This is a genomic window from Bacillus sp. CDB3, assembly GCF_002081505.1.
Taxonomy (GTDB): Bacteria; Bacillota; Bacilli; order Bacillales; family Bacillaceae_G; genus Bacillus_A; species Bacillus_A cereus_AT.
The window spans coordinates 92,399-114,878 of the sequence record NZ_ALBR01000012.1; the positions used below are offsets into that span (position 1 = coordinate 92,399).

A 22,480-nucleotide genomic window follows, 5' to 3' on the forward strand; every position below is an offset into this window, starting at 1 on the left:
GGCGAATAAGGTAATAATAACAAGTAGGTATTTCATGGGAAAGGGTCGATGAAAATGAAAACGCAAGTTGTCATCAATGCCAAAATTTATACAGGTCAAGAAGTAGTGGAAAACGGATTTATTCGTTACGCAGAAACAATTAAAGAAATTGGTTTGATGGCTCAATATGTATCACAAGAAAATGAAACTGTTTTAGATGCGGCAGGGAAGATTGTGATTCCAGGTATGATTGATGTTCATATTCATGGTGGATACGATATTGATGCGATGGATGCAAATAGCGATGGATTAGTAACTCTTGGTAAAGAAATGTTAAAAGAAGGAGTTACAACTTACTTCCCAACAACGATGACACAAGCTCCAGAAGCGATTGAAGCAGCGTTAACTGCTGCCAAGGAAGCGAAAGATAAGGGAGCACATTTCGAATATATTCACTTAGAAGGACCATATGTTTCAAAAAAACGTGCGGGTGCACAACCACTTGAACATATTGTTCCTGCAAGTATCGAGCAATTTAAACAATGGCAGGAAGCAAGCGGTAATCTAATTAAATTAGTAACATATGCGCCGGAAGAAGAAGGTGCGTTAGAGTTTGAACAGTATCTTGCTGAAACTGGCGTTGTTGGCACAATGGGACATACAGATGCGATTGATGCACAACTGAAAAATAGAAAAATTACACATGCAACACATTTATACAATCAAATGCGTGGATTACATCACCGTGAACCAGGAGTTGTTGGTCATGTGTTATTAAATCCAGATGTAATGGTTGAAGTAATTACAGATGGTATTCATATTCACCCTGATATGGTGAAATTAGCATATAAATTAAAAGGACCAAAAAAAGTAAGTGTCATTACTGATGCAATGCGTGCAAAAGGTCTTGAAGATGGATTATATGAGCTTGGCGGACAGCCAGTACATGTAAAAGATGGTAGTGCCCGATTAGAAGATGGAACGTTAGCTGGTAGTATTTTGAAAATGGATCAAGCTTTCCGAAATGTAATTGAATTTACAGGATGTTCAATCGAGGATGCAGTACTCATGACATCGGTTAACCAAGCAAAAGAGTTTGGATTAAATAATAAAGGTGCGTTAGCGGTAGGTAAAGATGCAGACTTTGTTGTTATGACTGAAGAATTACATGTATATGATACGGTGCGTTTAGGAATTCATATGAAGGAAGGGAAGTAATTAAATGAATATTCTTGTTGTAAAAACCCCAGAAGAATTAGCAGAAGCAGGTTATAAGTTAATTGAAGAGGTTGTAAAATCAAAAGAAAATCCAACATTAGGAATGGCTACAGGAAGCTCTCCATTAGGTATTTATGCAGAAATGCGAAAAAATAAACTTGATACAAGTCATGCAACCACTGTAAACTTAGATGAGTACGTAAATTTACCACATGAAGATAAAAACAGCTATCACTATTTCATGCAAGAACAGTTGTTTGATCATCTTCCATTTAAACAAACTTATGTACCAAACGGGATGGCAAGTGATTTAGAGGAAGAGTGCAAGCGTTATGAAGGCATTCTAACAGCTAACCCAGTTGACTTACAGATTCTTGGAATCGGTGAAAACGGTCACATCGGATTTAATGAGCCAGGAACACCATTTAATTCTCCAACTAACATTGTGGAATTAACAGAATCTACACGCCAAGCAAATCTTCGCTTCTTTGAAAATGAAGAAGATGTGCCGACTCATGCGATTACAATGGGAATTGGAAGCATTATGAAAGCGAAACAAATTCTACTTGTTGCTATGGGATCTAAAAAGGCAGAAGCTATTAAAGAATTATTGCAAGGTGAATATAGTGAGGCGTGTCCTGCTACAGTTTTACAACGTCATCCGAATGTAACCGTAATCGCAGATCCAGAAGCTCTATCTTTATGCAGTGAGGCGATTGCTGATGAACATCGACAAGTATTCACCATTTCCGATCTATTATCAGATTCAAGAGTGGGTGAAACAGCTAATTGAGGACGGCGAATGGAAGCCGGGAGATAAAATTCCATCTGAGAATGAACTTTGTGATAAGTTCGAAGTGAGTCGTATGACAATCAGACAGGCAATTAATAACTTAGTGGAACAAGGGTATTTATACCGGAAGCGTGGAATTGGAACGTTCGTCCAACTTCCGAAAGTGGAGCAAAAGTTGCAAGGGATGACGGGATTCACAGAAGATATGATTTCTCGTGGTATGAAACCGAGCAGCCAGTTATTAAGTTTCCGCCTAGTTCCAGCTACTGCTAAAATAGCAGACCGGCTAAGAATACAAGAGGGAGAATCGGTTTATGAGGTGAGGCGTACTCGCTTAGCTGATGACGAACCGATTGCATTTGAGACGACATATTTGTCGCCAACTCTTGTGAAAGATATTAACGAAGAAATATTGCAACAATCTTTATATGAACATTTAGAGAAAAAACTGGGCTTTAAGCTAGTTCGCGCTACTCAGTCAATTGAGGCTTCAATTGCAACGGATAACGAAGCTGAACATCTGCATATTCCTAAAAAGGCGCCTGTACTTGTAATGCGTCAATGGTCTTATTCAGAAGGTGAGTTACCGTTAGAGTATGTGAAATGTATTTATCGTGGTGACCGTTATAAGTTTATTACGAACATCGCACGTAACAAGTAATATATTTCAGTTTGTGAAGTACAGTGAACTTTGATGTTTTCAACGTGTAAAGAAATAAAAATACGACTCATCCTTATAAGGAGCGAGTCGTATTTTTATTATGAGCAATCACGTGGTTAACAGCATCCTTGACTGTATCTACTACATAGTGAGCATGCTTTTTTACTGCCTCATCTGCTTGAGACATAGCAAAACTGTGAGGGGTTAAAGAAAACATTGGAATATCATTATAAGAATCCCCTATACAAGCAACTTCCTCTGGTTGTATTTGAAATTCTTTTAATAAAATAGAAATAGCAGAACCTTTACTAATATTTGGTGGCATCACATCTAAACATTGTTCTGCTGAAATGAAAGTGCTAACTTTTCCATTGAATTTTTCGTCAATCTTTTCCTGAAGAACTTGTAAATCCTCTTTCGTTCCACCGACAGAAATTTTATTTGGATAAATGGTATCATCAATTTTTTGTAATAAATTTGGTTCTTCAATAGAAGTCATTGTTATTTGTTTTTCTAATTCATGTATAAAAGGTGTCTTCTCTTCAATGTAGTAATTATGTTCATCGCTTACATAACGGAAGTAAGGATCTTCTTTTGTCATCGCTAATAAATCAGGTAAAATACTAGAGTCGAATGTAGCGGATAGTAGTTGTTTATTATCGTTTGTATACACAAATACACCATTCACACTAATGCGGTGGAAATTTGTATTAACTGCTTTCATCAAATCTGCAATTTCATTATCAAGTCTTCCTGAAGCGAAACAAAGAATTACATTTTGTTCAGCTAAACTGCGTAGAGCCATAACATCCTGTTCGTCGATAAGACCTCCGTGTTGCATCATTGTACCATCGATATCACTTACAAACATTTTAATCATGTTGCTATCTCCTTTCTATGTACAGTTGCTCTTACATTATACGCATCATATATAAACATGTCTAAAAAAATGAATTTTTATTAAATGGTAGATGTTTTACATTGACGACAAAGAAGAATATTCTGTAACATAAAAGCAGGCTATTTAAGTACGAGGGTGGTGTTATATGAGTAATTATCTAGAAATTAAAAAAGTTTTAAATAATAATGTTATCATTGCTAGCCATCCTGAACACGAGGAAGTAGTAGTGATCGGTAAAGGAATTGGATTTGGGAAAAAGGCTGAAGATGTGTTGGAGCAAGAACAAATTGAGAAAATGTTTGTTTTAAAAAATGAACGTGATCGAGAACAATACAAACTTTTAGTACCACATGTGAGTGAAAAGCTAATTGAATTGATGAATGATATTATGTTATATATTCAAGAAAAAGCGGAATCTCCATTAAATGAACATATTCATATCGCTTTAACAGATCATATTTCTTTTGCAATTAAAAGGCTGAAACAAGGACTTACAATAGATAATCCTTTTTTAGTTGAAACGAAAATGCTATATCCAGAGGAATATGAAATTGCTGAAGGCGTTGTGCAACTTTTAAATTCTCGTTTGCAAATTACATTGCCAGAAGGGGAAGTTGGCTTTATTGCACTTCACATTTACAGCTCGCTTACAAACTCTGATTTATCTTCTGTTAATCAAAATTCCCGTCTTATTGCACAACTTGTGTCTTTAATTGAGACAAGCCTACAAATTACATTAGACCAAGAAAGCATTCATTATTTACGCCTTATTCGCCATTTACAATATGCTATTGAGCGGGTGAAAAAAGGAGAAAAAATAGAAGAAGCACAGAGTTTTGCTGATTTATTAAAGTTGGAATATCCAGTTTGTTATAATTTGGCGTGGAAACTAGTCAAAGTAATGCAGAAAGAATTGCAACTTCCTGTATATGAAGCGGAGAGTATTTATTTAACGATGCATTTACAACGATTAGTGAAAGCAGAACATGTGTAAAAAGACATATATTTTTGTCTAAAATGAAAACGTTAAAAAAAATGATTGAATCGCTTACAATAGTTATGTATAATAACTATTGCAAAGTTATACAAAATTCGACAAACACATTAAGGTAAGTAACGAAAACGTTTGCCTTAATTATAGTGAACTTATACGTAATCCTATTTTTGACACGTGTTACTGATTCGATCAGGCATGAGTGGAGAAAAGTTGGGAATGTAAGCTAAATAAAGGGACATACTACCCTTTGTATAGCTATCGTTCTATCTTTTGTTTCCTCATGCCTTTTTGGCGTTTGTCGAAAAGTATCAATATAGATAAGAGAGGAAGGGTTTCCATGTTTAAGAAGATCTTTGGTGTTCTTCAAAAAGTCGGAAAAGCGCTTATGCTTCCAGTAGCGATTTTACCGGCAGCAGGTATTTTACTTGGATTTGGTAATGCATTTCAAAATCCACAGTTAACAAATGTTATTCCTGCTTTAAAAGCAGATTGGTTCGTAATGGTTGCAAAAATTATGGAACAATCGGGTGATATTATTTTTGCTAACCTTGCATTATTATTCGCAGTTGGGGTAGCAATTGGTTTAGCTGGTGGAGATGGAGTAGCTGGTTTAGCAGCATTCGTCGGCTACTTAATTATGAACAAAACGATGAGTGTGTTCTTAGAAGTAGATAAGCTAGTGAAAGTAACAAGTTCTGGAACAGATCCAGTGAAAATTGGATTTGCAGATCCAGCATATGCAAACGTATTAGGAATTCCAACGCTACAAACAGGAGTATTTGGTGGTATTATCGTCGGGATAGTAGCTGCATATTGCTATAATAAATACTTCAACATTGAATTACCATCATACTTAGGTTTCTTTGCAGGTAAGCGTTTCGTACCGATCGCAACTGCAACATTCTCTTTAGTAGTAGGTATTATCATGTGCTTCGTTTGGCCATACATTCAAGGTGGCTTAAATACGTTCTCACATCAAATGATTGATGCAAATAGAACGTTAGCAGCATTTATATTCGGTTTAATCGAACGTTCATTAATTCCATTTGGACTACATCACATTTTCTATTCACCGTTCTGGTTCGAATTCGGTCAGTATACAAATGCAGCTGGCGAATTAATCCGTGGTGACCAAAAAATCTTTATGGCACAGTTAAAAGATGGTGTAGAATTAACAGCAGGTACATTTACAACTGGTAAGTATCCGTTCATGATGTTCGGTCTTCCAGCTGCTGCTTTAGCAATGTACCATGAAGCACGTCCAGAAAATAAAAAATTAGCAGCTGGTATTTTAGGATCTGCTGCATTAACATCTTTCTTAACAGGTATTACAGAACCACTTGAATTTTCATTCTTATTCGTAGCACCAGTATTATTCGGAATTCACGCAGTATTCGCTGGTCTATCATTTATGACAATGCAAATTTTAGGTGTTAAAATTGGTATGACATTCTCTGGTGGTTTAATCGACTTTATCTTATTCGGTGTACTACCAGGCCGTACAGCATGGTGGTGGGTAATTATTGTTGGTCTTGTACTAGCAGTTATTTATTACTTCGGATTCCGCTTTGCAATCCGTAAATGGGATTTAAAAACACCTGGTCGTGAAGTAGCAAATGCGAATGACGGTGCAGGAAAAACAGAAGCAGGTGAACTTCCACGTGAAGTATTAGTAGCACTTGGTGGTAAAGAAAATATCGCTTCTTTAGATGCTTGTATTACTCGTTTACGTGTACAAGTTAACGAACAAAAGAATGTAAATAAAGACCGCTTAAAAGAGCTTGGAGCAGCTGGTGTACTTGAAGTTGGAAATAACATTCAAGCTATTTTTGGACCGAAATCTGACACATTAAAATCACAAATTCATGATATTATGTCAGGTCGTACACCTCATGTTGAAAAAGAAGAGCCTGTAAAAGTGGAAGAAACTCCTCAACAAGTTGATGAAAATGAAACAATCGTTTCACCAATTGAAGGGAAAATCTTACCGATTACAGAAGTACCTGACCAAGTATTCTCAGGGAAAATGATGGGAGATGGATTTGCGATTGAGCCAACAGAAGGAACAGTAGTTTCTCCAGTTAATGGTGAGATTGTAAATGTATTCCCTACAAAACATGCGATTGGTATTCAGTCTGAAGGTGGAAAAGAAATTTTAATCCACTTTGGTATTGATACTGTAAAATTAAATGGTGAAGGCTTTGAAGCGCTTGTAGCACAAGGTGATAAAGTGAAGCAAGGACAACCATTATTAAAAGTAGACCTTGCATTTGTAAAAGAAAATGCACCATCTATTATTACACCAATCGTCTTTACGAATTTACAACAAGGGCAACAAGTCGAATTGAAAAAAGATGGAAATGTTAAAAAGGGCGAAAACGCTATTATTGACATTCAATAGGAATTTGACGCAAAATGTTTATAATTATAATAGGCGATGTGGTTGACCGAACATCGCCTATTATATACAATAGATGATGTAGTACTCACGTCTATACAACTAAAAAAATACGTAATTTAAAGGAGATAAATTATCATGGAAAAAATCTTTAAAGTAACTAGCGATTCAGGAATTCATGCTCGTCCAGCAACTCTACTTGTAAACACTGCAAGCAAATTTGGTTCTGACATTAACTTAGAGTATAACGGAAAAAACGTTAACTTAAAATCAATCATGGGTGTTATGTCTTTAGGAATTCAACAAGGCGCGGAAATTAAGATCACTGCAAATGGTGATGATGCAGCTCAAGCACTAGCAGCTATCGAAGAAACTATGAAAAACGAAGGATTAGGAGAATAATGACTCTTAATATCCAAGGGATCGCTGCATCAAGTGGGATTGCTATTGCAAAGGCTTTCAGACTTGAGAATCCTGAATTTAACATTGAAAAGAAATCAATTACGAACGAAGCTGCTGAAATTGCACGCTTAGACGCTGCGCTTGAGAAAGCAAAATCTGAACTAGAAGCTATTAAGGACCACGCTTTTGCTGAGCTAGGTGCTGATAAAGCTGCTATCTTTGAAGCACATTTATTAGTATTAAATGATCCGGAATTAGTAAATCCAGTAAAAGATAAAGTAAATAGCGAAAAAGTAAATGCTGAATTTGCAATGGATGAAGTTGCATCAATGTTTATTTCTATGTTTGAAAACATGGATAACGAATATATGAAAGAACGTGCTGCGGATATTCGCGACGTAACAAAACGCGTTCTTGCACATTTACTAGGAATTAACTTCTCAAATCCTGGTACAATTTCTGAAGAAGTAATCATTATTGCTGAAGATTTAACACCATCTGATACAGCTCAGTTAAACCGTAAGTATGCAAAAGGTTTCACAACTGATATCGGTGGACGTACATCTCACTCTGCAATTATGGCTCGTTCTATGGAAATTCCAGCTGTTGTTGGTACGAAAGTTGTTATGGAGAAAATCCAAAACGGCGATATCGTAATCATTGACGGTTTAGATGGAGAAGTAATTGTAAATCCATCAGAAGAAACTCTTCGTTCGTTTGAAGAAAAGAAAGCGAAATTTGAAGAGCAAAAAGCTGTATGGGCAAAATTAAAAGACCAAGCTACTGTAACAAGCGATGGACATCACGTTGAGCTTGTTGCTAATATCGGAACACCAAATGATGTACAAGGTATTATCGATAATGGCGGAGAAGGCGTTGGTTTATACCGTACAGAATTCTTATACATGGGCCGTGACAATCTTCCAACAGAAGAAGAGCAGTTCGATGCGTATAAAGCAGTTCTTGAAGGTGTAAAAGAAGGTCAACCTGTCGTTGTTCGTACACTTGACATCGGTGGAGATAAAGAGCTTCCATACTTACATTTACCAAAAGAAATGAACCCATTCTTAGGATACCGTGCAATTCGCTTATGTCTTGATGAGCAAGATGTGTTCCGTACACAACTTCGTGCATTACTTCGTGCTAGCGTATACGGTAACTTAAAAATTATGTTCCCAATGATTGCAACTCTTGATGAGTTCCGTCAAGCGAAAGCGATCTTATTAGAAGAGAAAGCAAAACTTGTAGAAGCGGGTACAACTGTTTCTGATTCTATTGAAGTTGGTATGATGGTTGAAATTCCAGCTTCAGCAGTATTAGCAGATCAATTCGCAAAAGAAGTTGATTTCTTCTCTATCGGAACAAACGACTTAATCCAATACACAATGGCTGCGGACCGTATGAACGAACAAGTAGCTTACTTATACCAACCATATAACCCATCTATTTTACGTCTTGTAAAAATGGTTATCGACGCTGCTCATAAAGAGGACAAATGGGCTGGTATGTGTGGTGAGATGGCGGGAGATTCACTTGCTATCCCGTTATTATTAGGATTAGGCTTAGATGAGTTCAGTATGAGTGCAACATCTATCCTTCCTGCAAGAACACAACTAAGCAAGTTGTCAAAAGCAGAAATGGAAACATTAGCAGAAAAAGCATTAACAATGTCAACTGCTGAAGAAGTTGTTGAATTAGTTAAAAGCATATAATAGTAAAAAAACCTGAGACGATTCGAAATCGATCTCAGGTTTTTTCTATGAGAAAAGTAAATCTTATTTTGCGGCTATTAAGGATAAAGAACAGAATTAGATAGCGATTGCAACGATATCAGTTGGGCATACACGTAAAATGCCAGTAAAAGTATTTTGATTTTGATTGTTCTTATCGTCTTTATTATTATTATTATTATTATCTTTGTCGTTATTATTACGAGCTAAAGCAGAGAAAAGAGCAACACCGTTAGCGAAACCTTCAAAAATTAAATTACGGAATGATCCATCGCCTCTAATGCTTAAAAGAGAAATTTCTGTTCCAACTGAGATGTTAGCAAGTACGTGACATACAGCAGGTCGTTGTGGTCTAACTTCTTCTCTCTCTTTCTCGCGATGATCGCGATGGTCACACTCTCTTTCACGATGATGACATTCTCTAAAGTTATCACAGCATCCAAATGATCCAAACATAATCCTCATCACCCCCTTCACACTTATAATCTATGTAAGTTCGGTAGTCGGTGACTGGACAGATAATGAAAATTTTTCTAGGGGATTTTCTCATTTTAAATGACTAGATGGGTATTTAGTATGGAATGATGTTTAAAATAGGGGGAATATCACAAAAAAATGTAAAGACCACCGAAATGAAATAAATTAGGTAGCCTTTACACTTTTTTGCTTTTATATAAAACGATGATATATACAGGAAGAGCTAGGAGTAGTGGTGCAATGGATCGTGCAGTATGTTTTTCTGCTTCTAATTGGAACACTTCTTCTTTTGGGAATTGTAACACTGATATGTTTGCAGCATCGCCAATAAAATATAGCAGTAGTACAGTTACTATGTAACTTAAAAGTGCGATAAAGCTTCCGTATGAACTCAATGAAAATCCCTCTCTTGTTATCTATTTGTTATCATTGTATCACAATTGTAACAAAAACACACGGTTATCTTTCGGTGGTTTAACAAATTTCGACACAAAACGCCATATTTGTTTATGGGGATAGCATGAAAATTACGATTTCTCTACGTATAGATGTCGAATAATACATTGTAATATTACGGATGTGTAACAGAATATAAAAAAACGAAGGTAATGAAATTACCTTCGTTTTTTTCAGGCTGTGGAGAAAGTCTTCTCCACAGCCTGTTTTTGTGTCTGAACCTCTTTTTATGTGTCAACACTGATAAAAAAGAGGAAAAGGAGAGATTTCTTATGATGGGTGCTTTAAAAAATCATCGCGATGAACGTGTATCTGTTTCTGTAGAAGAGTTAGTTCCACAAGATCATTTCCTTCGTGCGATTGAAGCGACAATTCGTTTTGATTTTATTGAGGAGAAGTTACGCCCTTATTACTGTGAAAACAATGGACGTCCGTCAATCCATCCTATCGTTTTATTCAAAATGATGTTTATTGGATATTTTTATGGTATTCGTTCTGAGCGTCAATTGGAAAAGGAGATTAAAACGAATATCGCCTACCGTTGGTTTTTAGGGTTTTCTCTATCAGATACTATTCCAGATCATTCTACAATCAGTTGGAATCGCCGTACCCGTTTTATTCATACAAATATTTTCGAAGAAATTTTTGATGAGATTGTGAGGCAAGCGACGGAGAACCGGATGGTGGGAGGACGTGCACTGATGACAGATTCTACACATATTAAGGCCAATGCTAATAAAAATAAATTTGTACATAAATATAAAAAAGAAAAGGCAAAGTTTTATATAGATGAACTAGAAGCTGCGGTAATCGAAGATCGTGAGGTACACGGAAAAAAGAATTAAAACCTAGAAAGGAAAGTGATACCCCTACTAAAAAAACTCGTATAAGCACTACGGATCCAGATAGTGGATTTTTAATGAGAGATGGAAAACCGAACGGTTTTCATTTCTTAGATCATCGTACAACTGATGCGAAGTACAATATCATTACAGATACCTATATAACGGCTGGAAATATGGCAGATTCCGAGCCGTATTTAGCACGTCTACAAGCTCAAATTAATAAATTCGGATTTAAGGTGGAAGCTGTAGCTCTTGATGCAGGCTATTTTACAGGTTATATCTGTAAGAAATTATCAGAAAGAAATATATTTATGGTGATGGGGTATCGCCGATTTGGAAAGCGAAATAAAGAAGTACCGAAAAGCCAATTTAAATATGTAGAAGAAATGAATGCATTTGCTTGTCCGATGGGATGTATTTTAGAGTATGCGACAACGGATCGCGAAGGATATCGTCAATATAAATCGAATCCAGAAGACTGCGCTGTTTGTCCGCTACGTGAGGTGTGCTTTTCAAAGAAACAGAAACAAAAAGTTATCACTCATCATGTATGGGAGAAATATAAAGATATCGCTAGAAAAAACAAGCTAACAGTTACAGGGAAAAAGTTGTATAAAGTACGCTGTTCAACTATAGAGCGAAGCTTTGCGGACGCCAAAGAACTCCATGGCTATCGATATGCTCGGTTTCGGGGGCTGAAGTCTGTCCAAATGCAGGCTTATCTCACCTCAGCTTGTCAAAATATGAAAAAAATAGCCCTCCATCTGACCAAAAAGGGTCTGGTGGAGGGCTATTTTTCTAAATTCTATTATTTTATGTTGTTTTCATTTGCTAAAATCAAAAAGATTTCAGAGTGTTGGGAACCCTAAAGGGTTTCCCAACACTCTGAAAAAAACGAAGGTAATGAAATTACCTTCGTTTTTTTATTATTTCGCCCATTCACTCACTTGTTCTACGCTCATGCGCGGTGCAGGGTGACCTTTTAAAGTGGATTCACCAATTGTAATAAGCATAATTGGTACGTAACGAGATGAAACATTAAATTCTTCCATTAGTGCTTGTGGGTTGAAGCCACCAATAGCGCAAGTATCCCAACCAGTTGCTTTAGCAGCAAGCATAAGTTGCATTGCTGCTAAAGCAGCATTTGAAAAGGCAGCATCTCGTGGGTATTGCTCACGAGTATATGCAGATTCAATGTTTTTAGCTAAGCGCTCTTTTGCTTCTTCTTTCATAAATCCTTGTTCAACAATTGGACCGTAAACAGGTTCAACATTTTTATATGCTTCTAAATCACCTAAAATAGCGACTACGGCAGAAGCATCAAGAATTTGTTGTTGGTTATAAGCAATTGGATGTAATCGTTTTTGTACGTTTTCGCCTTGGAAAACAAGGAATTTCCAGTGTTGCAAGTTCCAAGCAGAAGGTGCTTGTGCAGCGGCTTTTAAAATTTCATGTAATTCTGTAGATGAAATTTCTTTTTCAGGGTTGAATGCACGTGTAGATGTGCGTTCATATAAAACGTTAAAAAAGTCATTGTTTGTCATTATATATCCTCCAAATTACATATCAACTTAATATAAAATAAATGTAATATATTCTACTTACATTTTGTAAGTTATTGAATTTAAGAATATAATAACTTTATTTTAATTGTCAAGTTTTAAGTAACGAGATGGGGCATTCATACAAACGATACAATTCCTATAATCATAAACTAAAAAAGGAATTTCCAGAGTAGATAAGCGAAGATAACATTCTCAATTAGCTTGTTAATATGCATTCCTCACTAATCGGATTTTTTTGAGAACTATTTTTTATAAAATGATTGCGAGGAATTCAGTAGAACAAGATATATGAAGTGAGTGAAGACTAGTGATGAACATACTACATTTTTTATTAGAGAATACTGTTTTCCAAAATGTATTACAAGATCTTCAGTTGAATGTCCTTTATATAGAAGATGGATGTACACATCAACAAACGATAGAAAACGTCCATCCAAAATGTATGTTTATAGCAAATAGTTTTGAAGAAGGAGAAATGTTGTTTCATAGAACTAGACCGCATATTGTAATTATGTATGTAACAGATTTTGCTCAAATAAAATATATAAAGAATATATATAATTCACAGAGCACATTCATTATCATTTGGGATCAACAGATAAACAATGAGTTTGCAGATTTACTACTGTTAGGAATACGTAATATTGTTATAGCACCAGTAACCCCACAAGTAGTACTGGAGGAAGTGAATAAGAGTTTATATCAGCTTTCTTTAGTGCGACAAGTAAGTTTACAACAGGAATTACTTCAAACGATGTTTGATTTTCAAAATGATTTATTATTTATAGTAGAAGATGATGAGATTGTTGATTGTAATACAAATTTTTTAGAGTTTTTCGGATATGATAATTTATTTACCTATCGTGAACAACATTTAGTGTTTGCAGAACATCTTATAAGAGAGACCGGATATTATTCGACGACTCACGATGTAACATGGCTGGATGATACTTTATCAAATGGAAGAAGAATTAAGATGCACAATTATGAAGGGGAAGCTTCTATCTTTTTATTACGTGCGACACCATTACCAGAAGACTTATCGCGATTTATAGTAAAATGCACAGAGATTACAGAATTAGATGAAATCTATCAAGAGCAAGAAAGACTGGCTATGATAGATTCATTGACAGAAATATATAATCGTTTGAAATTCCAACAAATATTGGAGACAGAGTGGGAGAATGTAATACGTAATGATAAAAAAATAGCACTTATTTTGTTTGATATAGATAACTTTAAATCAGTAAATGACACACATGGTCATGATTTTGGCGATTTAGCATTAGTACAACTTGCAGATCTTATGAAATCTAAAGTTGAACATCAACATATATTTGCAAGGTGGGGAGGAGAAGAATTTATAATATTAGTGACAGATACGGTAGAAAAAGAAGCGTTTCAAGTTGCGGAATCGTTACGATTTTTCATTGAAACAAAGCAATTCTCTGGAATTTCGAAATTAACAGCGAGTTTTGGAGTTGCGTTATATGAGCAAGGAATTACTAAAGAGGAATTAATGCAAAGAGCGGATATTGCATTATATGAAGCAAAAAAAAATGGGAAAAAATCAAGTATGTATATATAGAAAGGAAAAAATGTGATTTTTCGCAACAAATTGTTGCGATTTTTTTTATTGCCTGATAATAGAATGTGGGGGACCATTCTTCACGAAGTAATTATGGAGGAACAATATGAAAAAAAAAATAATGATTATGGCTTCATTGTCTGCTGTAGTTTGCGGCGGAGTATACTATTTTCTCTATAGTCCCGATCTAAAGGAACAAGTAGTATTAACAACAAAGGTAACTCCCGCTATTGAGTCAGAGGTACAGGATAATATAGAAGAAGTACAAAAAATCGATTATGCTAGTATATCTCAAAAGTTAGATCAATATTTAGTAGGAAAGCAATTTAATGGGACAGTTTTGGTGACAGATAAAGAGCATGTTATATTGAATAAAGGATATGGATATGCTGATGTTCAAAATAAAATAGAAAATACGCCTCAAACAAAATATCGTATCGGTTCTATTACGAAAACAGTTGTTGCTACATCCGTTTTACAGTTACAAGAACAAGGGAAGTTAAATATCCAAGATAATGTAAATAAATACATTCCTTCATTTCCAGCAGATAAAAATATTACGTTATATCACTTGTTAACGCATACATCTGGTTTACCGGAAAATGGGAAAGGAAAGGTTAATGTAGCTTCACGTATCAATTTAATAAATTGGATTGGAAGTCAAAAGTTAGATTTTCCACCAGGAACAGGTTGGAAGTATACGGATTATAATTATATGGTACTTGCTTATATTATAGAAAACATAACGAAAAAGCCTTTAGGAGATTATATAAAAGAAAATATATTTACAAAGGCAGAGATGCATGAATCAGGTATGGGAAATATGGTGCCTGGAGATAAAAACTTCACGAAGGGTTATGTGAAGAAAGATCAAGAACTTGTACCAGCGCAAAAATTAGGGATGGACTGGTTATATGGCTCTGGTGAGATGTATACGACAGTAGGAGATATGAAGAAATTAGATGAAGCGATTATAAATGGAAAGCTTCTTTCTGAACAAAGTATACAAGCGATGTTTACACCTTCAGCAGAACGGAAGTATGCATTTAGTTTTTATATATATCCGGACTATTTTCATAATCATGGTGTATTATCTGGTTGGAACACTTTCAATAATTTTAATAAAGAAAAAGGAACTTTTGTTATTTTATTTTCAAATGTGAAAAATAGTATGGATGATGATTTTAATAAAGAGTTCCGAAAGATGGTAAATGATTTATTAGAACAAAGGGGATGAGAAAATGGAACGTAAAACTTTATCAATAGGTTTCATCGGTATAGGTGTAATGGGAAAAAGTATGGTACATCATTTAATGCAAGGCGGTCATAAAGTATATGTATATAATAGAACGAAAGCGAAGGCAGCTTCTTTAGTGCAAGATGGTGCCAATTGGTGCGATACACCGAAAGCGTTAGTAAAGCAAGTTGATGTTGTTATGACAATGGTTGGTTATCCTCATGATGTAGAAGAAGTGTATTTTGGGATAGATGGAATTTTAGAACATGCGAATGAGGGTACGATAGCAATTGACTTTACAACATCTACACCGACATTGGCAAAACGTATCCATGAGTTTGCGAAGAGTAAGAATATATATACACTAGATGCACCAGTATCTGGAGGAGATGTTGGTGCTAAAGAAGCTAGACTAGCAATTATGGTTGGTGGAGAGAAAGAAATATATGATAGTTGTTTACCGCTATTTGAAAAACTAGGAACAAATATTCAGTTGCAAGGTCCTGCTGGCAGTGGACAACATACAAAGATGTGCAATCAAATTGCAATTGCTTCTAACATGATAGGTGTATGTGAAGCGGTGGCATATGCGAAAAAGGCTGGGCTTAATGCAGATAAAGTATTAGAGAGTATTTCGACAGGCGCAGCAGGCAGCTGGTCATTAAGTAATTTAGCTCCTCGAATGTTAAAGGAAGATTTTGAACCTGGTTTTTATGTGAAGCATTTTATGAAAGATATGAAGATTGCTTTAGATGAAGCTGAAAAATTACAATTACCAGTACCTGGTTTAACTTTGGCGAAGGAATTGTATGAGGAACTAATCGCAGATGGAGAAGAGAATAGCGGAACACAAGTATTATACAAAAAATACATAAAGGGGTAAATGAGATGGATCTCCAAAAATTTGACGAGATAATTGATGCTGTGCAGCAATCAACTTGTGTACAGATTAATGATAAGCAAAAAGAAGCTTTTAAACAAAAATACGATTTTGAGCCAAGTTTCGAATATGGACGAGATGAGAAAGGGCATTATGTTATCCGAACTTCAAAAAAGATGTTAGAGGAAATGGAGTTTTATTTGGCATTGAAATATGATCGAGATGGAATTGCCCTTTATATGCATGCTGAGATTGAAGGGACATGTCACGTATCCGTTAGCTATAGTGAAGATGCACTTCATTTGCAAGAATTGTTTCAATTTCTAGAAGAAAATAAATAAAAAGTCCTCATTTGAGGACTTTTTATTTATTTAGGCAGGCATAATATTTAAGTTGGATAATTTATAGGCTGGAAGCGCGGCGGCATCGTTCAATTGGGAATGGAATAACTTGTGCAATGTGATTAGGACCAAACTGTTTCGCGCGAGCATGGCGTACTATATAAAATGCGCACAGGATAGCAACAGGAATAGCACCGTACAAACCGAAAAATAAAGCGCTTACACAAGATGCAACAAAACCTAAAACACCAACTTCTAATTCTTCCATAATAGCTCCTAAAATGACAGGAATAGCTCCACATGAAACTCCTAGTATAAGTGCGATAAGTAAACTCATGATTATCCCCCTCTGCTTGCAATATTCTTTTCCTTCTTATTAGTTGTAGTATATCATACACAAAACAGAATTTTCAGAAAAAATTAAAAAAAGTTCAATAAATGTTCAAAAAGTGTTCCGAAATGTACTTGATAAAGTGGAAGTGTGATTTGAGATATTTGATTTGAACAAACGAAAGGGACAAATTATTTTAGTGAATAAAAAATCAGGCTTACTTCAATGTTATGAAATAAGCCTGTTCCATAGGAGGATGTATATATGTAGAGTGAATAAAAGATTGGAAAAGGGGTTCCAATCTTTTATTCAACTAGCTACCTTAATAAATTGGAACCCAACCTTCTGTTGTAACAAAAATACGAATAGCTACAACTTGGCGATCATCTTGTAAGGTAAAATAATGTCTTGCATTTTCAGGTACAGATATAAGATCACCAGGTTCAAGTTCAACGTCAAAGAATCGACCATCTTTTCCTTCAATAGCGAAGATGCCATGACCGCTGACAATAAAGCGAACTTCATCGTCAGTATGATGGTGTTCTTTTTGGAAATTAATTAATAATTCGTCAAGGTTAGGTGTGCTATTTGAAAGTGAAATTACATCATGTGCTTTATAACCTCGGCGCGCTGAAACATCAGCGATTTCTTTTGAAAACACAGCTAATATTTCAGCCTTGTTTTCATCTGTTAACGAATAATTTTTATTTAAATGAGTAGGAAGCTTAGAGATGTTCCATTTCTCATATAAAACGCCTTCCTCTTGTAGAAATTTAGATACTTCCACTTCATTTTCGATACGAGTATTTACTTCATGAATACGAATTTGCGCCATTAGAAACGCCTCCTTGAATTGATAATAGTTTTATATGAAATTGGAATAAAAACTCATAAGCTTCTAATCTTTTCTTTGCATCAAAGCTATCTCGGCCCCATACGGTAATACCATGGTTACGGATTAATACTGCTCCCGAACCTCCTTGTATATGCTTTCGGAAGTTTTCTCCAAGCGTTGGGATATGGGCATCGTTTTCGATAATAGGAATGTTAATTGTTGCACCTTCTTCCCAAATATCGAGAGCTTTAATAATTTCTTGATTTTGAAGGGTGACTGCATCACTATATAAATTTGTGATGACATTATTATCAGTTGTATGAACATGAAGTACGCACCCGGCATTCGTATTGTTATAAATATGTGTATGCAATATTGTTTCTGCTGAAGGGCGTAATTCAGTCTCTAATACGGGAACCCCTAGATGATCCACTAATAGAAAATCATCAGGAGTAGTTTTTGTTTTATCTTTACCACTTGCTGTAATAAGAAAAGTGAGTGGCTCATGACTAACCTTTATAGAAATATTACCACTCGTTGCTGGAAACCAATTTCGTGTTGTTAATTCTTTTTTTATCTCGCTTAAGTCATACCATTGACGAAAAAGTTGTTTCATGATTTCACCTCCAACAAATGTTTTAATTCAGTTTGAACATCATGAAATGTTTCAAACGGTATATAAGCAATATGATTTTCTTCACACTTTGTAATAAGGAAGTCGCGGGCAAATACTTTATCTGCTTGTTTTGCAGCTTGTAAATCAGTAATTGAATCTCCAATCACAATATGGAAGTCACTCGTATCACTTAATTTACGGATTAAAGATGATTTGCATAATCCGCAATGATTTTGACAATGATGATCACAAGGATGAGGCCACTTAACTGTAATGAATTCACTTGAAAAGTCTGTTTCATTACAGTAAATTTGCTTTTTTGGAATGATTCCTTGTAAGAGTGGATATACGAAGAAATCCATTCCACCTGATATAACGTAAAAAGAAATGTTATTTTCATTTACAAATTGTATAAATTCATGAAAACCACTACGGATTTCAGCAGTTTCTATTAAAAATTGAATCATATCATCGTGTAGACTAGTAGGTATTAATTGAAATAATTGAGAAACACCTTCTTGAATAGACAGCTCTTGTGATAAAATTCTATTCTTTACTTCTTCGGATTCTGGTGGTGCGAATTTTTCCATAATGGACATAATGTTATCATTATTTGTAATCGTGCCATCGAAATCACAAAATACTTGAATACTCATAATTTCACCCCATGAGAGGGATTTCCCCATATTTGTAGTGCGCTATGTAAATTTATGTCATCTACTTCATGGAGTGGTGTATTTTGCAAAGTAGCATCAATGGCAGTACGGAAAGCTTTACCGCCGCCCTGCGCCCCACTCGGATGTCCATGTATCCCGCCGCCAGCATTAATAACAACATCTTTACCGAAATCTCGTAGAATAAAGGGAACGAAACCAGGGTGAATACCAGCAGACGGAACAGAAAAACTTTTCTTGAAATAGTGGTCTTCCTCAGTTAATGCTTCTGTAATGAGAAGAGTTTCCTCTTTTTCTAATGCAACGGTGCCGTATGGTGATGGGAATAAAGAGAAATCAGCACCAGCGTAACGTAGTAATTTTCCAAGTAGTAATGGAGAAGAGAACCCGTATAGTTTCGATGACGAATATGCGCCACTTACAGCAGGGTGTGCCATAATAGGAATTGGAATTTCATCGTCTTCTACAAGTGCTTGCAGTACATCTAATCCGTAAGAAAACACATTAAATAAAAGAATGTCTGCTCCAGCTACCACCGCACGTTTCGCGTTCTCTTTTAAATCATAAGTTCGACCTGTTAAATTTACTGCGTATAAAGTTTTATGTCCGTAAGTTTCGTATACAGATTGTAAAACTTCTTTCCCAGATTCAATTCTTTTTGTAAGTGGTGTTAATGAGTTTTTGAATAAAATTTCATCATCTTTTACAATATCTACGCCTCCAATTGCCTGATCGCGTAGTTGAGTTTTTAAATATCCAATATTTCGTCCTATCATCCCTTTGAAAATACTCATTAGAAGAGGGCGATCTTGAACTTGTAAAAGATTTCGGATGCCTTCAATTCCAAATTTCGGTCCAGGAAACTGTTTTTTTAATTCGTCTGAGAATGTTAAATCAATTAGTTTAATTTCCCCATCTAACGAAAGTTTTCCAAATGTTGTTGTCAAAATGGCTGGTAAGTCGGGGCTAAAGTTCAGCGATGGATAATGAATTTTAATGAGTCCACGTGATACTTTTTTGCCAAGGTAAGAGCTAATATGTTCTTGTTCGTCTAACTCTTCAATGTGAATGACATTGCCTTTATGTTGTTTTAATTGTTCTTGTAGTAAGTGTGGTAAATGAGTCCACGAGCCAATTGTTAAACCAATTGCAATTTGTTCCGCTTTCTTTTCTAAGTTGTGAGAATCATCGTGGATTAAATACGTCGCTATAATTCCGCTCATTGTTATAACCTCCTAGTTAAATAAAAAAACCTCTCAGCTAAGGAGAGGTTTTTTTACAACCAGCTCCTTATCTGTCAGCGTAACGCTGCGAGAATTAGCACCGTGTCTACAATTGTAGATCGGTTGCCGGGCTTCGTCGGGCTCGTCCCTCCACCTGCTCTTGATAAGAAGTATTTAGAAATGTTTAAATTTTTAAGATAACTGAATTTTGTCAGATATTTTTCATGTTGTCAATTACTTTTTGAAAAAATTTAATTTATCAATTCGATTAATGGCTTCTCGTAATCTATCTTCTGTATGCAAGAGACCAACACGGACATACCCTTCACCATGCTCACCAAATCCAACACCAGGAGCAACTGCAACGTGTGCTTTTTCTAGTAAAATATTAGAAAATTGCTCAGATGTATAACCTTCTGGTACAGGAAGCCATGCAAAGAATGATCCTGTTGGAATGTCTACATTCCAACCAATTGAGTGACAAGCTGAAATAAGAGCGTTTCTTCGAGATTCGTAACTATTTACAAGGTCTATTACGCAAGACTGTGAACTTAATAGTGCTTCGCGGGCAGCATCTTGAACTGCACCAAAAATACTAACATACATATGATCTTGTAATAAGTTAATTGTTTCGATAACACTTTCATTCCCTACTGCAAAAGCAATACGCCATCCAGCCATATTGAAAGTTTTTGATAAAGTATAAATTTCAATTCCTGTATCTTTGGCACCGTCTGCTTGTAAGAAACTAACCGGCTTTTGACCATCAAACCCAATAGCACCGTAAGCAAAATCATGAACAACTAATATATTATGTTTATTAGCAAAACGAATGGTTTCATCAAAAAAATCTTTTGATGCAGTAGCACCAGTAGGATTGTTTGGATAGTTTAAAAACATTAATTTTGCACGCTCAGCGATAGTATCATCAATTTTCGTGTAATCTGGTAAAAATTTATTTTCTGCAATAAGCGGCATTGTTTTAAATTGTGCTTTTGCTAAAGCAACTCCTGATAAATAATCTGGATAGCCTGGATCTGGAACGAGAATTGTATCACCAGGGTTTGTAAAACAAATTGGTAATTCTACTAATCCAGCTTTTCCGCCAAACAAAATAGCAACTTCGGTTTTTGGATTTAATTCTACGCCGTATTCACGTTTATAGAATGTTGTCACAGCTTCTTTTAAGCTTTCGTGTCCGCGAAATGGCGGATATTTATGATGAATGGTCTTTTCTGCAGCATCTTGTAAAGCTTTTACGATATGCTGCGGTGTTGGTTGATCTGGATTACCTTGACCTAGATTAATAACATCGTGACCAGCTGCAACGACTTTGTTAACTTTTGCAACAAGTGAAGCGAAAAATTGTGTTGGCAATGATGTTACTATCTCAGAAGGTTGAAATAATTTCATACTTTCCACCTCTTTTGAAAGTTGTTACAATTCTAGTGACAAATGATATAATCTTTCCAGTATTTTGTAAAGAAAAAAATTAAGAATGGGGCTGACAAAATGAAAGTCGCATGTATTCAAATGGATATTGTCTTTGGAGATGTAGAAAAAAATATTGAGAATGCTAAAAATAAAATAAGTGAAGCGATGAAGGAAAGACCAGATGTTATCGTCTTACCAGAGCTATGGACAACAGGATATGATCTAACCAGACTTTCTGAAATCGCAGATAGGGATGGAGTAGAGACGAAAGAAAAGTTGAAAGAATGGTCGAAGCAATATGGTGTACATATTGTAGGTGGTTCCATAGCAAAGCAAACAGAGCAAGGTGTTACAAATACAATGTATGTTGTAACTAATAAAGGTCAGCTAGTCAATGAATATAGTAAAGTGCATTTATTTCAGCTTATGGATGAACATAAATATTTAATCGCTGGAAATAGTACAGGCGAATTTAAGTTAGATGATGTAGAGTGCGCCGGCGCGATTTGTTATGACATTCGTTTTCCGGAGTGGATGCGCGTTCATACTGCTAAAGGTGCAAAAGTTTTATTTGTTGTAGCAGAATGGCCGTTAGTTCGTTTAGCACATTGGCGTTTGCTATTGCAAGCAAGAGCAGTTGAAAATCAGTGTTATGTTGTTGCATGTAATAGGGCAGGAAAGGATCCGAATAATAAATTTGCGGGTCATTCTTTAATTGCCGATCCTTGGGGCGAAGTTGTTGTAGAAGCGAATGAAGAAGAATCAATTTTATTTGGAGAGCTTACATTCGAGAAAATTAACGAGGTACGTAAAGGAATTCCTGTTTTTGCAGATCGTCGTCCAGAATTATACAAATAAAATGTTGACAAGTGATTTTTATTCTTGGTATAGTCTTCAAC

General features: G+C 35.6%; 22 protein-coding genes, 1 pseudogene and 1 riboswitch. Of the genes and pseudogenes, 13 read left to right on the forward strand and 10 right to left on the reverse strand.

Annotation, left to right across the window (positions count from 1 at the left end; translation table 11 throughout):
• Positions 1-54: 54 nt before the first annotated feature.
• From nagA to phnF, 3 genes are read left to right on the forward strand one after another with little or no spacing between them, the layout of a single operon-like run.
• On the forward strand, positions 55-1,197 hold the full coding sequence (gene nagA / locus CDB3_RS03895; RefSeq protein WP_097831048.1) for an N-acetylglucosamine-6-phosphate deacetylase: 1,143 nt from the start codon (positions 55-57) through the stop codon (positions 1,195-1,197).
• A gap of 4 nt (positions 1,198-1,201) precedes the next feature.
• Entirely contained in the window at positions 1,202-1,990 is a 789-nt protein-coding gene (nagB, locus tag CDB3_RS03900) for a glucosamine-6-phosphate deaminase (RefSeq protein WP_128853529.1), read from the forward strand.
• The gene (gene phnF / locus CDB3_RS03905) at positions 1,920-2,651 is read left to right on the forward strand and encodes a phosphonate metabolism transcriptional regulator PhnF (protein WP_071746946.1); all 732 of its coding nucleotides are present in this window, start codon (positions 1,920-1,922) and stop codon (positions 2,649-2,651) included. The genes nagB and phnF overlap by 71 nt, the downstream gene beginning before the upstream one ends.
• A 73-nt stretch (positions 2,652-2,724) precedes the next feature.
• On the opposite strand, the gene CDB3_RS03910 is transcribed toward phnF, so the two are convergent.
• Positions 2,725-3,531: an HAD family hydrolase gene (locus CDB3_RS03910; protein WP_128853530.1), complete on the reverse strand. Its 807-nt coding sequence runs from the start codon at positions 3,529-3,531 to the stop codon at positions 2,725-2,727.
• A 166-nt stretch (positions 3,532-3,697) separates the two neighbouring features.
• Between CDB3_RS03910 and glcT the strand changes: the two genes are divergently transcribed.
• The 4 genes from glcT to ptsP all read left to right on the forward strand — a co-directional run bounded on the left by glcT (position 3,698) and on the right by ptsP (position 9,061).
• Complete coding sequence (gene glcT / locus CDB3_RS03915) at positions 3,698-4,546, forward strand: glucose PTS transporter transcription antiterminator GlcT (RefSeq protein WP_128853531.1); 849 nt, start codon at positions 3,698-3,700, stop codon at positions 4,544-4,546.
• 340 nt (positions 4,547-4,886) lie between these two features.
• Positions 4,887-6,950 carry a PTS glucose transporter subunit IIABC gene (gene ptsG, locus CDB3_RS03920; protein WP_071746943.1) on the forward strand — a complete coding sequence of 688 codons (2,064 nt, stop codon included), beginning with the start codon at positions 4,887-4,889 and terminating at the stop codon, positions 6,948-6,950.
• A 135-nt stretch (positions 6,951-7,085) separates the two neighbouring features.
• Positions 7,086-7,349 carry a phosphocarrier protein HPr gene (gene ptsH / locus CDB3_RS03925; protein WP_000411079.1) on the forward strand — a complete coding sequence of 88 codons (264 nt, stop codon included), beginning with the start codon at positions 7,086-7,088 and terminating at the stop codon, positions 7,347-7,349.
• Complete coding sequence (gene ptsP, locus CDB3_RS03930; RefSeq protein WP_128853532.1) at positions 7,349-9,061, forward strand: phosphoenolpyruvate--protein phosphotransferase; 1,713 nt, start codon at positions 7,349-7,351, stop codon at positions 9,059-9,061. The genes ptsH and ptsP overlap by 1 nt, the downstream gene beginning before the upstream one ends.
• Positions 9,062-9,157: 96 nt before the next feature.
• Here the strand turns inward: ptsP and CDB3_RS03935 are convergent, their stop codons facing one another.
• Together CDB3_RS03935 and CDB3_RS03940 are read right to left on the reverse strand one after the other, a co-directional pair.
• The gene (locus CDB3_RS03935; RefSeq protein WP_128853533.1) at positions 9,158-9,535 is read right to left on the reverse strand and encodes a DUF3915 domain-containing protein; all 378 of its coding nucleotides are present in this window, start codon (positions 9,533-9,535) and stop codon (positions 9,158-9,160) included.
• Positions 9,536-9,732: 197 nt separating this feature from the next.
• A complete protein-coding gene (locus CDB3_RS03940; protein WP_071746940.1) occupies positions 9,733-9,951 on the reverse strand; it encodes a hypothetical protein in 219 nt (72 codons plus the stop codon).
• Between the two features lie 333 nt (positions 9,952-10,284).
• Between CDB3_RS03940 and CDB3_RS03945 the strand changes: the two genes are divergently transcribed.
• Positions 10,285-11,726, forward strand: a protein-coding gene (locus CDB3_RS03945; protein ID WP_372708522.1) for an IS1182 family transposase whose coding sequence is annotated in 2 segments (ribosomal slippage) — positions 10,285-10,846 and positions 10,846-11,726 — 1,443 coding nt in all. Because the reading frame shifts where the segments join, the coding sequence is not laid out codon by codon here.
• 57 nt (positions 11,727-11,783) lie between these two features.
• On the opposite strand, the gene CDB3_RS03950 is transcribed toward CDB3_RS03945, so the two are convergent.
• Entirely contained in the window at positions 11,784-12,401 is a 618-nt protein-coding gene (locus CDB3_RS03950) for a nitroreductase family protein (RefSeq protein ID WP_071746939.1), read from the reverse strand.
• Positions 12,402-12,732: 331 nt separating this feature from the next.
• Between CDB3_RS03950 and CDB3_RS03955 the strand changes: the two are divergent.
• From CDB3_RS03955 to CDB3_RS03970, 4 genes and pseudogenes are all read left to right on the forward strand, one after another.
• A pseudogene (locus CDB3_RS03955) lies at positions 12,733-14,026 on the forward strand (GGDEF domain-containing protein).
• Positions 14,027-14,116: 90 nt separating this feature from the next.
• Positions 14,117-15,247: a serine hydrolase domain-containing protein gene (locus CDB3_RS03960; RefSeq protein WP_128853534.1), complete on the forward strand. Its 1,131-nt coding sequence runs from the start codon at positions 14,117-14,119 to the stop codon at positions 15,245-15,247.
• Positions 15,248-15,251: 4 nt separating this feature from the next.
• Positions 15,252-16,130 carry an NAD(P)-dependent oxidoreductase gene (locus CDB3_RS03965; protein ID WP_128853535.1) on the forward strand — a complete coding sequence of 293 codons (879 nt, stop codon included), beginning with the start codon at positions 15,252-15,254 and terminating at the stop codon, positions 16,128-16,130.
• A 5-nt stretch (positions 16,131-16,135) separates the two neighbouring features.
• Positions 16,136-16,468 (forward strand): DUF3909 family protein, encoded by a 333-nt coding sequence (locus CDB3_RS03970; RefSeq protein WP_128853536.1) that lies wholly within the window; start codon positions 16,136-16,138, stop codon positions 16,466-16,468.
• A 61-nt stretch (positions 16,469-16,529) separates the two neighbouring features.
• Here CDB3_RS03970 and CDB3_RS03975 read toward each other — a convergent pair whose 3' ends face one another.
• The 6 genes from CDB3_RS03975 to CDB3_RS04000 all read right to left on the reverse strand — a co-directional run bounded on the left by CDB3_RS03975 (position 16,530) and on the right by CDB3_RS04000 (position 21,560).
• A complete protein-coding gene (locus CDB3_RS03975) occupies positions 16,530-16,805 on the reverse strand; it encodes a hypothetical protein (protein ID WP_128853537.1) in 276 nt (91 codons plus the stop codon).
• Positions 16,806-17,121: 316 nt separating this feature from the next.
• Complete coding sequence (locus CDB3_RS03980) at positions 17,122-17,634, reverse strand: 1,2-dihydroxy-3-keto-5-methylthiopentene dioxygenase (RefSeq protein WP_128853538.1); 513 nt, start codon at positions 17,632-17,634, stop codon at positions 17,122-17,124.
• The gene (locus CDB3_RS03985) at positions 17,612-18,250 is read right to left on the reverse strand and encodes a methylthioribulose 1-phosphate dehydratase (protein WP_128853539.1); all 639 of its coding nucleotides are present in this window, start codon (positions 18,248-18,250) and stop codon (positions 17,612-17,614) included. The genes CDB3_RS03980 and CDB3_RS03985 overlap by 23 nt, the downstream gene beginning before the upstream one ends.
• Positions 18,247-18,906: a 2-hydroxy-3-keto-5-methylthiopentenyl-1-phosphate phosphatase gene (locus tag CDB3_RS03990; RefSeq protein WP_128853540.1), complete on the reverse strand. Its 660-nt coding sequence runs from the start codon at positions 18,904-18,906 to the stop codon at positions 18,247-18,249. Before CDB3_RS03990 ends, CDB3_RS03985 begins: the two co-directional genes overlap by 4 nt.
• Positions 18,903-20,147 carry a 2,3-diketo-5-methylthiopentyl-1-phosphate enolase gene (gene mtnW / locus CDB3_RS03995; RefSeq protein WP_128853541.1) on the reverse strand — a complete coding sequence of 415 codons (1,245 nt, stop codon included), beginning with the start codon at positions 20,145-20,147 and terminating at the stop codon, positions 18,903-18,905. Before mtnW ends, CDB3_RS03990 begins: the two co-directional genes overlap by 4 nt.
• A gap of 64 nt (positions 20,148-20,211) precedes the next feature.
• Positions 20,212-20,317: riboswitch (SAM riboswitch) on the reverse strand.
• Positions 20,318-20,381: 64 nt separating this feature from the next.
• Positions 20,382-21,560 (reverse strand): pyridoxal phosphate-dependent aminotransferase, encoded by a 1,179-nt coding sequence (locus CDB3_RS04000; RefSeq protein ID WP_128853542.1) that lies wholly within the window; start codon positions 21,558-21,560, stop codon positions 20,382-20,384.
• A gap of 99 nt (positions 21,561-21,659) precedes the next feature.
• On the opposite strand from CDB3_RS04000, the gene CDB3_RS04005 reads away from it, so the two are divergent.
• Entirely contained in the window at positions 21,660-22,439 is a 780-nt protein-coding gene (locus tag CDB3_RS04005; protein ID WP_128853543.1) for a carbon-nitrogen family hydrolase, read from the forward strand.
• Positions 22,440-22,480 lie beyond the last annotated feature (41 nt).